13 protein-coding genes are annotated in these 11565 nt (G+C 51.5%); 2 read left to right on the plus strand and 11 right to left on the minus strand.

The features are described 5' to 3' along the window. Positions 1-366 precede the first annotated feature (366 nt). Positions 367-492: a hypothetical protein gene (locus tag CCB157_RS18250; RefSeq protein WP_274519641.1), complete on the minus strand. Its 126-nt coding sequence runs from the start codon at positions 490-492 to the stop codon at positions 367-369. Positions 493-612: 120 nt separating this feature from the next. Further along, complete coding sequence (locus CCB157_RS14825; protein ID WP_143287086.1) at positions 613-1215, minus strand: hypothetical protein; 603 nt, start codon at positions 1213-1215, stop codon at positions 613-615. 422 nt (positions 1216-1637) lie between these two features. Here CCB157_RS14825 and CCB157_RS14830 point away from each other — a divergent pair, with 422 nt between their 5' ends. Further along, the gene (locus CCB157_RS14830) at positions 1638-1982 is read left to right on the plus strand and encodes a YolD-like family protein (RefSeq protein WP_077616652.1); all 345 of its coding nucleotides are present in this window, start codon (positions 1638-1640) and stop codon (positions 1980-1982) included. A gap of 221 nt (positions 1983-2203) precedes the next feature. On the opposite strand, the gene CCB157_RS14835 is transcribed toward CCB157_RS14830, so the two are convergent. The 9 genes from CCB157_RS14835 to CCB157_RS18255 all read right to left on the minus strand — a co-directional run bounded on the left by CCB157_RS14835 (position 2204) and on the right by CCB157_RS18255 (position 10722). Further along, positions 2204-2533, minus strand: coding sequence for a hypothetical protein (locus CCB157_RS14835; RefSeq protein ID WP_077616653.1), 330 nt, complete (start codon positions 2531-2533; stop codon positions 2204-2206). A gap of 6 nt (positions 2534-2539) precedes the next feature. Beyond that, on the minus strand, positions 2540-3127 hold the full coding sequence (locus tag CCB157_RS14840; protein ID WP_077616654.1) for a TetR/AcrR family transcriptional regulator: 588 nt from the start codon (positions 3125-3127) through the stop codon (positions 2540-2542). A gap of 193 nt (positions 3128-3320) precedes the next feature. Next, positions 3321-3887: a hypothetical protein gene (locus CCB157_RS14845; RefSeq protein WP_077616655.1), complete on the minus strand. Its 567-nt coding sequence runs from the start codon at positions 3885-3887 to the stop codon at positions 3321-3323. A gap of 591 nt (positions 3888-4478) precedes the next feature. Further along, positions 4479-5720 carry an MFS transporter gene (locus tag CCB157_RS14850; RefSeq protein WP_158077343.1) on the minus strand — a complete coding sequence of 414 codons (1242 nt, stop codon included), beginning with the start codon at positions 5718-5720 and terminating at the stop codon, positions 4479-4481. 261 nt (positions 5721-5981) lie between these two features. Beyond that, positions 5982-7241, minus strand: a complete 1260-nt coding sequence (locus CCB157_RS14855) for a DNA polymerase IV (RefSeq protein ID WP_077616657.1) — start codon at positions 7239-7241, stop codon at positions 5982-5984. A gap of 781 nt (positions 7242-8022) precedes the next feature. Further along, positions 8023-8820, minus strand: a complete 798-nt coding sequence (locus CCB157_RS14870) for an SDR family NAD(P)-dependent oxidoreductase (RefSeq protein ID WP_077616660.1) — start codon at positions 8818-8820, stop codon at positions 8023-8025. 301 nt (positions 8821-9121) lie between these two features. Further along, complete coding sequence (locus tag CCB157_RS14875; protein WP_238594739.1) at positions 9122-10084, minus strand: MBL fold metallo-hydrolase; 963 nt, start codon at positions 10082-10084, stop codon at positions 9122-9124. A gap of 180 nt (positions 10085-10264) precedes the next feature. Then, positions 10265-10504 carry a hypothetical protein gene (locus tag CCB157_RS14880; RefSeq protein WP_077616662.1) on the minus strand — a complete coding sequence of 80 codons (240 nt, stop codon included), beginning with the start codon at positions 10502-10504 and terminating at the stop codon, positions 10265-10267. An 89-nt stretch (positions 10505-10593) separates the two neighbouring features. After that, the gene (locus CCB157_RS18255) at positions 10594-10722 is read right to left on the minus strand and encodes a hypothetical protein (protein WP_274519642.1); all 129 of its coding nucleotides are present in this window, start codon (positions 10720-10722) and stop codon (positions 10594-10596) included. 70 nt (positions 10723-10792) lie between these two features. On the opposite strand from CCB157_RS18255, the gene CCB157_RS14885 reads away from it, so the two are divergent. Then, positions 10793-11527, plus strand: a complete 735-nt coding sequence (locus CCB157_RS14885; protein ID WP_238594737.1) for a glycerophosphodiester phosphodiesterase — start codon at positions 10793-10795, stop codon at positions 11525-11527. Positions 11528-11565: the final 38 nt, after the last annotated feature.

An 11565-nucleotide genomic window follows, 5' to 3' on the forward strand; every position in this document is an offset into this window, starting at 1 on the left:
TTTGGTTGCCATCCTTAGAAGGCGTATCGTACAGGCCTCCCCGGATAAGAGTGCGGACTTTCCACTCATGTACCTGCCCAATATACCGCCACAGCCCTTGGCGGCTTAGGACTTCATCTTGTTATGCAGACTCATCCGACTGTGACAGCCTCAAATTGGGTTCGTGTCCCTCAGGTCGAGTGTTTGCCTCCGGCTTCCTTCAGATTCCGCCTCACGGCGGACACCCTTGCCTTCAGCTAACGGTAGGCGCTCGCCAGCCCCCGTTCAGGACTTTCACCCTATAGCACCGCACCCATGCCGGGCGTACATAAACGGGGCACGGGGCCATGGCCCCGTGCCTCTCTATTTCCGCAAGGGTTCGCTTTTTTAAGTCGACGGCCTGTCCGGCCCTTCGACTTTTTTGTCTCCGTAACCGGGCGCCCTCTCCTCTTGGCGCCGGTTCGCGTTCACTCCGTTCGTTTTTTTCCGGTCGTTTTCTTTACCGCGTGGCATGACATCACCTCCACCGATAGTTTCCATCACCCCGTCCGATTTCATGCAGCGCGGCACCTCAGATGCCGCGCCATCGATGCACTGACCGTCCTTCGCCTCCACCCCGACCGCGGATGATCCCTATTTTGTCCTTTTTTCTTTCTCATGATCGCTCACGTCGACGCTTGGAGAGGTATCCTTGTCGAATTGAACGTACGTCGCCACGTCCTTAAAGATATGAAAGACATTCTTTTCGGAGTCGGCGATGTTTAAATCGTAATCCTTGTTTTCAGAATTCAAGATATTCGCTTCACTCGGGCTCAACGGCCGTTTGACCGGCTCGCGGACGGTGACCGTATAGGTCAGCCGATGGCCGCCGACCTTTTCCCCCGCGATGAGCGCCGTCGCCTCGGCGCCCATGATGCGCTTCACTTTTTCGGGATAGGTGAAAGAAAAATAATAGGCGCGGTCTTTTAAAAATTGATACAACGGCCGGCTGATTTCGTATTTCAGCACAAGCGTCAAGGCATGGCTTTTCCGATCGTAGGACGCTTTAAAAGCTTTGGCCAAAAAATCGGGCTGATCAAATCGTTCCAGAAAAGCGTCGCGGGTTGCTTCCACATTAGGCGTTTGCCCGATTTTTTCTTTGCCGGATTGACGGGACGCGCCCGCATCCAATTTGTCGAAGTGACAACCGGTCAACAAGAGTGCAGACAACATCAAAATAATTCCTTTCCGCATCAACACGCATAACCTCTCTCTTCTGTGTTTGACCATAATCACAACCGGTTGAACCGATAGAAGGAAAATATTTGTATGCCGCACGGGTGTTTTTCTAAGAAGAGGAATTTGAAAGGATGCCGAAGTCCGGATGGATGGAGCAGAAACATGAAGGCGGTTGAAGTCTTTGCCGGCCGACGTTGGGACACCGATTGAATCATTTCTTTTGATTTGATATTTTCGCTTCCCCCCTTGCCATACGGATTCAACAGATTTAATAAACTTTGAGGAATGATGCACCATTATAACACAAAATATTTAAAAAAAAATAAATAGCCAATTGCCGCCAATGGTTCCAATAGCTCCCTAATCAGCGGCCCTTGCATCAAAACGAACCGCAGGCATAAAATAAGAACGTATATTCGCATTCAAGAAGGTGAGCCGCTATGATCTTTGATCGCGGATCGATCAAGTGGGCATCGCTCATGTTGCCCGAACACGTCAAGGCGCTGAGGGAATGGCGCGACGGGGAAAAACGGCCCAACGCGAAAAAACCGGCATGGGACGGGCAAATGGCCGAAGCGTTGGACGCCCGCTTGAAGGAAGCGCTGGCGCGGCGGCGTCCCGTATCCGTCGCGTTCATCCGCGACGGCGAACGCCGAACCGTGATCGGAATGATTGAAAAAACGGATCCCGTTTCTAGAAGCGTCACGGTGCGCGACCATTCCGGGGATAAACACGTGATCGCCGCGGACGCCATCGTCGCCCTCGCCCCCATGGCGGAAGCGTAAGGACCGACCGGAGACCGCGGAATTTTGCCAGGTGATCCGCGCCAACCGTTTTTCCCGCCGCCGCACCGGAAGAAGGTGTCCGTACACCTCCTCACAGCCAATGGCAACCGTAAAAAGCGGGGGACGGGGTGCAAGTCCCGAAACCGCTTTGCCCGCCCCCTCTTAGAAAACGCCGCCATATTGGCAAGCTCTGGCGTCCTCCTCGGGTTCTGCCAAGCCGCTTACGAGGCCTTTCCTTTGAAACCGTCGAATTTTTTCTGCGCCCAAGCGTCCAGCCGCTTGACGTCTTTTTTGCCGATCGTCGCACCGTATATAATCAGCAGGACGATGACGAGCGTAAATAAGTCGATTTTCCGCGTGGCGATAAAATTGATCACCCCGATCGTCACTTGCGGAAGGACGCCGGTCATCACCGTGAGAAACACGCCGATTTTAAACCAAACATCCGATTTCAGCCCGTAGCGGGCAAACAGCATAAAAAAGGTGGACGACCAGGCGAGCACCTCAAGCGCGGCGAGAATCCACCATTTATATTGGACCAAAACATCCATTCCCGGTCACCTCCGAACCGCAATCCCTTTCCAAAAGATTTTCCACGCGCTTTGCATTTTGCTTTCAAAGTCTTCTTTTTTGTAATAAAACATTTGCACGAACAAGCCGTCTATCAAGCAGTAATAAGAAGCCATCAAATCTTCGACGGCTTCCCCGCGGATGACGCCGCTGGCGATGCCGTCGCGGAACAAATCGGCGATGAGCGCGGTCAGCGCCTCTTCGGAAGCGAGGAATTCGTCCTGAAGGGCGGAAGCCAAATCGTTTGGAGGAAAAAGCATCGCCCGTTTGAGCAATGCGCTATCCTCCGAGTGGGTCATGTAATAGCGGCAATGGCTGTACAGAATTTCGCGCAGTTTGACTTCGACGGAAGCGTCGCGGATTTGCTGCAATGTCTGTCGGATCATCTGAACGTATCGGTCCAACGTTTCGCGAAACACCGTCAAAAACAAGTCTTCTTTTCCGTTAAAATGGGCGTACAAGGACGGTTTCTTGATTCCGACACCGGCGGCGATCTCCGCCAAGGATGTGCCGTCATAACCCTTTTTCGAAAACAGGGCGAGCGCAATTTTTTTGATTTCGGACACGGTTGACACATCGTCCGCCTCCTTCGTGCAAGTACAACCTAACGTTAGGTAGGTTTATTATAACATAATTTAAAGGTCTGAAAGCCGATGTAAAAATGGAGGCCGATCCCGCGTCAAATCCATCCGCATGGATTGCCCGCCCTCCGTCGCCATTAACCACAAAAAACGGAGACCTTGCTCAAAAAGCTCCTCCTTCATGAATTCACTTGATATACTTTATATCTTTTTCCGGGTTATAGTCTTGAGGAGGTTTCCCGATGTTGCCGGAAACATAGATCCAGCATTTTATTTCTTCTTTATAATCTTCATTATAATTCTTGGTCACTTTAATCAATTTGGTTGGCTGCCCGAAAGCTTTGACATCCTTTACATCTTGATCCTCCGGGTGAATGGCCATCATGAAAGGTCCGTCTTTTTTTACGCCAATGAGCGTCTCCTCATCGGTATCATAGGTGTTCACCCATTTTAAGTCATTTGGACGGTCCTCCAGCACTGTTATATCAAATCCTTTTCGTATATTATAGGTCAAAACGAATATATAATTGCCCTTTATTTCATAATCGATGATGTCTTCAGAATTGGGATAACCCTTCTGCCGCATCAATCCATGAATTTTGTCTTCTAATGATAAGGAATTCTTATCCAATCGTTCAACCGTCAATTGCGTACCATGACCGGAACTTTTGCTGGCGCTTGCAGTGTTGTTTTCTTTATGGGAACACCCCAAAAGAACAAAAACGACCGCCAGAACGAATAAAGGCTTTTTCAAAGAAATCCTCTCCTTATTGTTATAATTATTATACATTTTTGTATATAAAAAGTTTAAAAACGTTAAAAGCAACGGCTCATGGCTAATGATGAAGGCTTTTTTTGCACATCATCTCAATTTTTCTCTCATGCTATCCCCGACTTCAAAAATGTATTTCATTCGTTTCCAAGGGCGGGCGACCGCACTTTTCTCCTCGTTGACTTTGAGTTTTAACTTCTTCTTCAGATACGGATGAAAACCTGTTGAAGATGGCTGGAATAAATGAGTCATTCACACGGCATTCACTGCGGCATACGCATACATGCCTTCTTGCCGAAGCTGGTGTAAGCCAGAAACTATCAAGGTCATAAGGATGAAACAACTCGAAACGTCTGCCTTCATGTCACTCAATCCCAAAAAAAGAAGCTTCTCAAAAGTTTGCATAACTAATGAAAAGCTTCTAAATGTCGATAAATATTTATATCCAAGGATCTATTTGAGCATAGGGCGATCTTAAATGGCCGAAACATAGCAGCCCCCTTATACGACGCCTTGAACGGTCCATAGATTTTATAGATCGTTTTAACAAGGTGCGCCTAATAGATATGTCGATCAGCTCCCCGTACCTACTGTTTCTTTTCCTCCATTTCCATGGCTTTTATCTAGGTCTGTAATTTTGTCCTTTAACGGCAGCAAAAAACTGAGACCGCTGAGCAAGGTCGGTACCCCCATTAAGACATATATCCATTCCAATGGCACATAAACCATCATCCATCCATACAACGCCATGCCGAGCGGTACAGCCAGTACAGAGATGGAATTGATGATGGAAAACATGCGTCCGCGCATTTGTTCAGGAATAACATGCAAAGCCATTGCGAAGATAGACCCGTTAAAGATCCCCATCGAAAATCCAACAATCACCCCAAAAGCCATGGCCCAGTACATATTAGCGATCAGTCCAATCACGCTCATGCTGACACCGGCAACCACTAGGCTCAAAGTTAAAATCGTCTTGAGGGGCATTCGTTTATTAATGTGTCCGAGCAACAGACCGCCGACCATAATACCGACGATAAGAGAGGCATTAATCATCCCAAGCATCGGTCCTGTGCCATGAAGCGGACCCTTGACCCATGCCGTCATGACGATGTCCAAAGGGGCAAGAACACAGCCGGTTAAAGTTGTCACGAACACGATTCGCAGCAGCACTTTGAAACTGATCACGGCGCGCACCCCATCCAACCACTCGCGTGCAAAAGAAGCCTTTTTTGTGAGGGGAGGAACCGTTTCATTGACCCGTACAAATAAGAGGCTGATCAAGGCAACTCCAAACGTCATAGCATCAAGCAAAAATAAGAGTTGCGCTCCAACTAAGCTTATTAATACACCGCCGAGTAAAATACCGAATAACCTCGCTAATGCTGCAATAGATTGTATCAGTCCCATGGCCGAAGTGAGTTCCTCTGTTGGCAGAATGAATGGCAAAAAAGCATTTTCCGCGGGAATATAGAAGGTGCCGACAATTTCTAATAACATCACCAGGATAAGCAGGATGATGAGTGGAGGATGCAGGAAAACAACCACATAAAGCAACACGCAAATGAGACCTCGTATGATGTTCGTCCAAATCATTGTTTCCCGCTTGCGCCAGCGATCAACAAAAACCCCTACAAACAAGCCTAAAATACCCGGCAGTGTTTGAAATATTCCGGTTAGGGCCAAGTCCAATTTTGACCCGGTCGTCGAGTACACATACCAAGGCAGAGCGATCTTGAAAAAATTGTTACCGACCACTGAGACAAGCAAACCGAAGGATAAAATAGTGAAATGACGGTTACGTAGAATGGACATAGGAAAACCTCCAGCATCAGCTATCATTTCATTGGCTGCCTTCAAAGATTAAAAGGTTACGACATCTTAACTCCTTGATTGAATCTTTTATTTTAGTCTTTGAAACCTTTTATGAAAAAATTTATTTCTTTATTTTATTTTCGCGTTCATTGAATTAAATCCTTTTTTCTGAATAAACAGCCAAAAGGAAGTGGTTTGGATAAGCAATGGACCCCGAGCCGCGTGCTCGGGATCCATTAGAGAGGTGTCCGTGCCCGTTGGTTACGCCCGGTGGCCGCCGAGCAGCTTGCTGCGCTCCAACGCGGTGCCCGCTTTCGTATAGGAGACGGCGCGCAGCAACGCGGTCGAGCCGTATTTTTCGCGAATTTGGTCCATCACATAGCCGAGGCGGCGGCGTTTTTCATACCCAGGGTCAAAGAGGTCCAGCTGATAACCGTCATCATCGGAGACGTTGGAGAGCGTCACCGAGAGCCTGCGCACCGTCTGGCCGCCGTAAAACTTATGAAAAAGATCGAGGCAGGCGCGATAAATGTCCATTGTGATGTTGGTCGGCCGCTCCATCGTTTTGGAGCGGTGAAAGCCTCCGCCGCCTTCCGCTTTGCTGTAGCCGACGCCGAGGCTGACGGTTCGCCCGACTTTGCCGTCCTGGCGGGCGCGGCGCGCGACTTCTTCGCACATTTCAAGAATCACATGTTGAATGTCTTTGGGGTTGTTGTAATCGCGCAGCAACACCTGTCCTTTTCCATAGCTCATCTGCCTTTCCAAATTCAGCGCGCCGATTTCCGATAAATCGATGCCCCAGGCGTGATAATACAATTGCGTGCCCATCACGCCGAACCGTTTTTCAAGGATTTTTCGATCATAATGAGCGAGCTGGCCGACCGACATAATCCCCATGCGATTGAGCGTGCGTTCCAACCGGCTGCCGATGCCCCACATTCTGCTGAGCGGCTCGACCGGCCACAATTTTTCCGGAACATCGGCGTAATCCCACCGCGCGATGCCCTTCTTCTTTGCTTCTAGGTCCAAGGCGAGTTTCGCAAGCAGCATGTTCGGCCCGATGCCGATCGCCGCAGGCAAACCAAACCGCTTGGCGATTTCGGATTGGATTTTTTCGGCCGCACGTTCGGCCGGCCCCCACAGCCGCTCCGTGCCGTCGAGCATAACAAAACTTTCGTCGATGCTGTACGGATGGATGCATTCGATCGGCACGAATTCGTTCAAAAGCTTCGTGATCGCCAGCGATCGCTCAAGATAGCGCGACATGCGGGCGTTGACGATGCGTATTTTCGGATTCTTCGGCACCTCGAACAACCGATTGCCGGTACGGATGCCGTAATCCTCTTTCATTTTTGGAGAAGCGGCAAGGATGACGCTGCCCTGTCGTTCGGTATCACTGACGACGATCAGATGGCATGTGAGCGGATCGAGACCGCGATCGACCGCTTCGACGCTGGCAAAAAAGCTTTTCATGTCGATGCAAATGATGTTGCGGCGCGGCAATTTTGTCGCTTGGATCATCGCTCATCACCACCCGAACATATATTCTTGTTTCTATTTTATGCGAATATATGTTCTTGTATCCATGAAAAACGACAGGTAAAGCAACTAAATTTTCCCATAAAAAGACGGGGCATTATGCCCCGCGACCACTCCGAGCGTTTAAAAAGGAATCCATTTTCCATTCAAAGAAGGCGGTTGGAATGGAAGATTGCAACGGAAAGCCGAAGCAACATCCGGATATATTTTCAAAATTTAGTTTTATTGAATTCCCCCCGAGTTTCGTTGAAAAATTCCCATCGGCATTGAATTTGTCCCGACTTTTGTTGAATCATCCTCGGCTTTCGTTGAATTCTCCTCCCCTTTCGTTGAATCCAGCCGGACGGCATTCGCTTCCGGTTTGCTCGCCCTCAGTGCCCCGTAAAAGCAATGGCGATGAGCCGTTACGCACCGCGATTCATCTTCGTACAAACCGCAGGCATGACGTGAACGCATTTTGGATGCGGCCGGATTTTTAAAGGATCCCGTCAACATCGGCTTCCCGTCACTAGCGGATGGCGTTCAAAAACCTCGGCAACCGATGGCGGTCCCTTCATGGCGGCCAAAAGAAAACGCCGGGGCCAAGCCTTCCAATAAAGCGCTTGGCCCCGGCCATTTTTGAAACGGGTCAGCCGACCACGCCTTTTTCCATTTGGCATCCTCATCCGAACGTCAAATCATTGGCGTTTGAAGACAAACGGCCGTGATCTTTGCGACGCCGCCCGCGCCCTGAAATATCTACAGTGGTCGGGTGTTCCGGCCGCTATTTTTTATCTAGAAACCGCCCGGCGACTTTTTCGACAAGCGCCGGAAAAACTTGATATAGGCGGGCACCCGCACTCAACGTCAGAGGGATGTTGATCTCCCGCCTGTTCGTTCCGATCGCCTGGGCGATTTTGCGGGCGACGGCTTCGGGGGTGACCATCCACCGTGCAACGTTGGCGGCATAGCGCCCGTCCGGGTCGGCGGTGCGGAAAAAATTCGTTTTGACCGGCCCGGGGTTGACGGCGGTCACTTTGATGCCTTTCCCTCTCAGTTCCATCCGCAAACCGTTTGTGAATCCGAGCACCGCGCTCTTCGTCGCCGAATAGACCGAGGCTTTCGGCGTCGCGAGTTTTCCGGCGATCGATGCGACATTGATGATATGGCCTTCGCCTTGCTGAAGCATCTTCGGCAAAATCATCCGGGTCGCGGCCATCAGGCCGAGCACATTGACGGCAAACATGCGCCGCATAACGTCGAGATCGGAGGCTTCAAAATAATCAAAAACGCCGAATCCCGCGTTGTTGATCAGGACGTCGATCGTCGGCCACTGCATGTTGATCGTCTCAAACGCCGCTTTGACCTGCGACAAATCGCCCATGTCCACCGTAAACGGCTCGACGCGGACATCGTACTGCATCTCGATCTCCGCTTTCAAACGTTTCAGCTTGTCGGTCGAGCGGGCGATGATGATGACGTCGGCGCCGCGTTTCGCCACTTCCCGCACCAAATGGCGGCCGATGCCGCTCGAAGCGCCGGTAATGATGACCTTTTTTCCCTTTAAACGCTCTTGCGCCATCCGCAATTCCCCCCTTTCCTCCTCACGCTGATCATGAACCGCAAAACCAGGCATCTTTCGGCGATTCCGCCGCTTTTCTTCGGCAAAACTTCACAGCTGTGAAAAGCGACGATCCAATCTTTCCATCTCCCATGCCGCATGGACGAGGAATTCACAACTGCCGCTTCCCGCTCGGCCGCCGCGTTCTCGTCTAAAACGGCGCCCCGAACGTCAAGAAAGCCTCAAGATGCGCTTCGCCCGTCCGATGATCCAAACGGGGCTTGACGGCAGCATCTGTCAGCGGCCGCGCTTTGCTGAAACTTTACTCCGCGGGTTCATAAAGTTCAACGCCGTTCGCCTCGTTCACGGTGATCAAGCCGTCGCTTTTGAGCCAGTCGAGATGTCCGATGACTTCCGACAAAACGAGATCAAGCTGCTTCTTCCACGCGTCCGGAAACAAGGCGATGCTGATATCCAACGCGGTCCTTTTGCCGCTCTTGATCAACTCATAAATGCGATTCCGCCGTTCTTCTTGCTCGCTCAATTTTTGTGCGATCAGGCGGCCATCAAAGGCAAAGGCTTGGCCGTGCCCGGGCAAAACGGTGCGGATCGGCCAATCCCCACACTTTTTAAGGGTGCTCCGGTATTGCAGCAACGTGTGCGGAGCCGGCTCCGAGTCATTGTAGGGCGGCTCGACGATCGCGTTGGAAGAAATGTGTTCAAGGAGGACATCGCCGCCGATCAAAACGCCGTCGTCGCGCAACAGCGCGATGTGGCTTTGCGCGTGGCCAGGGGCATAACACACCTTCCATTCTTCAAAACCGGGAACGGCATCGCCGTCATCCAGCTTGTGCGTCAACGCGCGCCGGCCGCCGTATCGCAAGTAATGATCAAGCTTCGGCATCCGGTCGAGAAAGGCGGACGGGATGCCTAAACGCACGGCCAAATCCCGAAAATACCGATCGTAGCGTTCCTTAAACGCACGGTCTTTCGTCAACCACGGTTCGAGCCGCGGGTGGCCGCAGACCGGGATCGCTTCCGGGAAACGGTCGACCAAACCGGTGTGATCGGGATGGTGATGCGTGAGAACGATGACGTCGACGTCTTCCGGACGCTTATTTAAATCGCGAAGCGCCCGCAGCAACACCTCCCATGCCTCATCCGTGTTCGCACCGGCGTCCACCAACATCATCCGGTTCTCTTTCACGACGATATATATATTGACCGGACCGACTGCAAAAGGCGTCGGCACCGTCACCGAAAAAATACCGTCGCCCACTTTCATCGCTGTCAATGTGCACTCCCCCTATGCCGGCATGATCCTATAGCCCGTCCGTTGCTCCTGTAAAACAAACGAGGGCGATCGGAATGTTCACCGCCGCCGGCTTTCCAAAAAAACGGATGGCAACGCCTTGAAAAACAATGACTCGCGCGGACTGGCTCCACCGCGGCGTCCGGACCATCCTCAGGCAAAAAGGCAAAGACCCGTCGCCCAACCGACATTGCAGCCGTCCACGCTCAACGCTTTCGCCTCGGCGTCCAGCGCCGGCCGCCTCACACCATCGCTCACGGCATCCTTTCGCCATCCAGGCACAAAGATGAAGGTCACGGAATCGGGACCGGCCGGAACCCGATGATCGGGAGCGCCGATGCGCCGTTTCAATTTGCCTTCATCGATCCCCGCCTTTTGCCGCGGAAACCGCACGGATCCGTCTTACGATTTCATCATGAACGTTTCTCACCGCCGTTGTCAAAGATCCGGATGGTCGAAAAACGGCGATTATGCTAAAATTTTTATGAATTTTTTGGTGACAGGATGTTTATTCCGGTTTCTTCGCCCCAGCCGTTCAACGGTCCAAGCGCAACCGCTGGTTCCGTCTTCACCCGCTCGCCATATGATATAAAGGATTCGCTTTTTTCCATGAATATTCCTTTTAAATTCCGCCTTTCATGAACGAAAGGAAATTTTCATGGTGAGATGGGGGGATCGGCGGTGACCACACACATCATCGCGCACCGCGGCGCAAGCGGCAAACTGCCGGAAAACACGATGATCGCCTACGTCCAAGCGGCGAAGGATGGCGCGGACGCCATTGAACTCGACGTCCAACTGACCAAAGATCGGATCCCAATCATCATGCACGATGAGACGGTGGATCGGACGACCGACGGATACGGCTTCGTCAAAGATTATACGGCCAAAAACTTGAAAAAGCTGAGCGCGGGCAGCTGGAAGGGATGGAAATACCGGCGGGCGGAAATCCCTACTTTGGAAGAAGTTTTGCAATGGATCGCCCCCACCCGGCTGGATCTCGTCATCGAATTCAAAAACAACCTGTTTCCTTATGCCGGCATGGAGCGCCTGACGATCGAGCTGATCGAACGATACGGCATGATGGAACGTACGATCTTTTCCTCTTTCAACCATGACAGTCTCATTAAAATCAAGAAAATGGTCAAAGAAGCCCAAACCGCACCGCTTTACAGCAAACCGATCGCCAATCCGGCGCAATATGCCAAAGCCATCGGGGCAGCTGGCGTCCATCCCTATTTTCGCCTCCTCACCCCGACGCTTGTCCAAACCTTGCACGAAAACGGGCTGTTGATCCGCCCCTTCACGGTCAATCAACCGCACCTTATGGAAGCGTTGATCGCCTGGGGCGTGGACGGCCTGATCACGGATGAACCCGCCCTGGCGGCAAAAATCCGCAAGAAACGGGATGGATGAACGCTCTGTCGTCGAATGGCAACGCCCGGATGCCTCCC

It is taken from the genome of Caenibacillus caldisaponilyticus (genome assembly GCF_002003465.1).
In the GTDB taxonomy this organism is placed as follows: domain Bacteria; phylum Bacillota; class Bacilli; order Bacillales; family Sporolactobacillaceae; genus Caenibacillus; species Caenibacillus caldisaponilyticus.

What these genes read in the sequence shown, in the direction of transcription:
- CCB157_RS14855 (WP_077616657.1), bottom strand. Translation starts at nt 7,241, where the DNA reads ATGATCCAAGCGACAAAATTGCCGCGCCGCAACATCATTTGCATCGAC.
- CCB157_RS18250 (WP_274519641.1), bottom strand. Translation starts at nt 492, where the DNA reads ATGCCACGCGGTAAAGAAAACGACCGGAAAAAAACGAACGGAGTGAAC.
- CCB157_RS14870 (WP_077616660.1), bottom strand. Translation starts at nt 8,820, where the DNA reads ATGGCGCAAGAGCGTTTAAAGGGAAAAAAGGTCATCATTACCGGCGCT.
- CCB157_RS14835 (WP_077616653.1), bottom strand. Translation starts at nt 2,533, where the DNA reads ATGGATGTTTTGGTCCAATATAAATGGTGGATTCTCGCCGCGCTTGAG.
- CCB157_RS18255 (WP_274519642.1), bottom strand. Translation starts at nt 10,722, where the DNA reads ATGGAAAAAAGCGAATCCTTTATATCATATGGCGAGCGGGTGAAGACG.
- CCB157_RS14850 (WP_158077343.1), bottom strand. Translation starts at nt 5,720, where the DNA reads ATGTCCATTCTACGTAACCGTCATTTCACTATTTTATCCTTCGGTTTG.
- CCB157_RS14875 (WP_238594739.1), bottom strand. Translation starts at nt 10,084, where the DNA reads ATGAAAGTGGGCGACGGTATTTTTTCGGTGACGGTGCCGACGCCTTTT.
- CCB157_RS14830 (WP_077616652.1), top strand. Translation starts at nt 1,638, where the DNA reads ATGATCTTTGATCGCGGATCGATCAAGTGGGCATCGCTCATGTTGCCC.